The 2,527-nt window shown below is 71.4% G+C and carries 3 protein-coding genes; 2 read left to right on the top strand and 1 reads right to left on the bottom strand.

Annotation, left to right across the window (positions count from 1 at the left end):
• Nucleotides 1-73: 73 nt before the first annotated feature.
• Nucleotides 74-1,027 (bottom strand): hypothetical protein, encoded by a 954-nt coding sequence (locus ACFE60_RS16650; RefSeq protein WP_375389976.1) that lies wholly within the window; start codon nucleotides 1,025-1,027, stop codon nucleotides 74-76.
• Nucleotides 1,028-1,752: 725 nt separating this feature from the next.
• Between ACFE60_RS16650 and rpsJ the strand changes: the two genes are divergently transcribed.
• On the top strand, nucleotides 1,753-2,061 hold the full coding sequence (gene rpsJ, locus ACFE60_RS16645; protein WP_116648288.1) for a 30S ribosomal protein S10: 309 nt from the start codon (nucleotides 1,753-1,755) through the stop codon (nucleotides 2,059-2,061).
• Between the two features lie 11 nt (nucleotides 2,062-2,072).
• The coding region (rplC, locus tag ACFE60_RS16640) for a 50S ribosomal protein L3 (protein WP_375389975.1) at nucleotides 2,073-2,527 on the top strand (455 nt) is incomplete at its 3' end.

Below are 2,527 nucleotides of genomic sequence, written 5' to 3'. Positions count from 1 at the left end.
CGCGCGGTACCTCCACCCGCTCGCGCGGTACCTCCACCCGCTCGCGCGGTACCTCTCCCTTCGCGCGGTAGGCCTACCCACCGCGCGAAGGTGAGGAGTACCGCGCGACGGATGGTCGGCGGCCGGCCCAGTCGGTGTAGCGAGGGACCCGCGCGGCGATCAGGATCCCAGCCAGCCGGCCCCGCCGGATGTCCGAGTAGTCCCAGCGGCCGATGTTCGGCCACCGCACCCGCATGCGGTTCTCGCGGTTCTTCTCGCGGATGACGACATCGACGGCGTCGCCGCCCTGGCGGTACCGGTCCTCCCGGTACTTCACCTCGCCGTCGAACTCGCCCAGGCTCCGGCTGATCGGCCATCCGAAGTCCCCGAACTCGTCCTTGCCGTCCGTCGTGACGAGCACCTGGAGATCGGGTCTGGCGAATCCGAGCCGGTACATCTCCGTCCGACTCCAGGACTCGCCCGCCGAACCGCTTCGCGGATCGGCGAAGGCCAGCACGTCGGCCGCCTTCTGGAAGCCTCGCCGGCGCCCGTAGGCATCGACGAGCTCGGCGAACTCCCGACGCGAGTCCGGGTAGAGCCGGAACGCGGCGTCCGCGACGACGACCGCCTCCTCGAACGAGCGCGTGAGCGCGATGTCGAAGGCCGTCCGGCCGGGGCTCGTGACGAGCATCCCGTCGACGAGTACGGGCCGCACGTGCTCCAGGCCCACGCAGTGCCGCACGACGTCGAGCTGCGACCGGCCGCCCGACCGCCGCTCGCAGATCAGGTGCACGTCCGCCGGCCACCCGAATAAGGACGGGAGTCCCAGCACGGCGGTAGCGGACTCGTGCGAGTAGATCCGGTCGCCCGTCAGCGTCCGGTGCGCGGCGCGGATGAGGAGGAGGTAGCGGTCCCGTCCGTCCTGCGGCACCTCTCCGCCGGGCAGGTACACGTTCCGGCGCGGCCGGAGGAGGCTCCGATCGCGCTCCGGTCGCGTACCCGACCACCCCAGCAGCTCGGTACGGGTGAACAGGCGTCCGTCGGTCATGGCGGGTCACTCTGCATCCGCGGGAGGTCCGCTTCACCCCTTCGGCGTGCCGCGGGGCAGGCCGCCCGCAGATCGCCCTGGGGAGGGGGCTTCGCACCCCTTGCCCGCCGCAGGCCAGCGGCCGCACGGCCCAGCTGCACGCCGTCGTCCTCGCTGCGGTCACGTCCCCGACGTCGCGCGGTAGCCGTCACCTCCGCGCGGTGGGTACGCCTACCGCGTGGAGGTCGGAGTACCGCGCGACGTGGCACGTCCGTCGCGCGGAGGCCGCGGAGCGCGCGGAGGCCGCGGAGCGCGCGGAGGCCGCAGAGTCCGCGGAGGACCGACCGGACCGCGACACGCCCGGGTTGCGACCCACTCGGGGGCATGGCAAGATATCGGGGTTCCACATTCCGGGTGGAGCGCGGCGCCGAGTGCCCGTGCGAGTCCGGATCACCGTCAGGCAGTGCACGATCGAAGGATCGGGCCGCGGGCGGCAGAACACCTCGGCGCTCCGGTGCTCCGATCCTCGGGTCGGAGCGGGGGCCTGCGCAGACGCGCTGCGGATCAGTTCCGCCTGCGCGCGTCGGCGGGTCCGCGGGGGAGCGGCGAGCAGCGCCGGAAGGCACCTAAAAGCAGAACAGCGGTGCGGATCGCGCTGCGCCCACGGGGACACCTGCGGGCGGAGGGCGAGTCGGCCGGCAGGCCACGAACCGCGCGTCGCGAGGCGCGCACGGAACGAGGAATCCATGGCGGGACAGAAGATCCGCATCCGACTGAAGTCGTACGACCACGCGGGGCTCGACAGCTCGGCGCGGAAGATCGTCGACACGGTCACCCGCGCCGGCGCCACGGTCGTCGGCCCGGTGCCGCTTCCCACGGAGAAGAACGTGATCGCCGTGATCCGCTCGCCGCACAAGTACAAGGACAGCCGCGAGCACTTCGAGATGCGCACCCACAAGCGGCTCATCGACATCATCGACCCGACGCCGAAGGCCGTCGACTCGCTCATGCGGCTCGACCTGCCCGCCGACGTCAACATCGAGATCAAGCTCTAGGAGAGGAACGGATGTCCAACGCGACTCGTACGTTCGCAGGTCTCCTCGGCACGAAGCTCGGCATGACCCAGGTCTGGGGCGAGGGCAACCGCCTCGTCCCGGTCACGGTCATCCAGGTGACCCCGAACGTCGTCACCCAGATCCGTACGCCGGAGAAGGACGGCTACACCGCCGTCCAGATCGCCGCCGGTGCGATCGACCCCCGCAAGTCGAACAAGCCGGCGGCCGGCCACTTCGCCGCAGCGGGCGTCACGCCCCGCCGTCACCTCACCGAGGTCCGTACGGCGGACGCGGCCGAGTACAGCCTCGGTCAGGAGCTCACCGTCGAGGTGTTCGAGGCCGGCAAGAAGGTCGACGTCGTCGGCACCAGCAAGGGCAAGGGCTTCGCCGGCGTCATGAAGCGCCACAACTTCAAGGGCGTCTCGTCGAGCCACGGCTCGCACCGCAACCACCGCAAGCCCGGCTC

Source organism: uncultured Amnibacterium sp. (assembly GCF_964245895.1).
In the GTDB taxonomy this organism is placed as follows: Bacteria; Actinomycetota; Actinomycetes; order Actinomycetales; family Microbacteriaceae; genus Amnibacterium.
Note: the sequence above shows the minus strand (reverse complement) of the source record. Positions and strands in the feature narration are given on the sequence as shown.

Coding starts and splice junctions, on each gene's coding strand:
- rpsJ (WP_116648288.1), top strand. CDS start 1,753: ATGGCGGGACAGAAGATCCGCATCCGACTGAAGTCGTACGACCACGCG.
- ACFE60_RS16650 (WP_375389976.1), bottom strand. CDS start 1,027: ATGACCGACGGACGCCTGTTCACCCGTACCGAGCTGCTGGGGTGGTCG.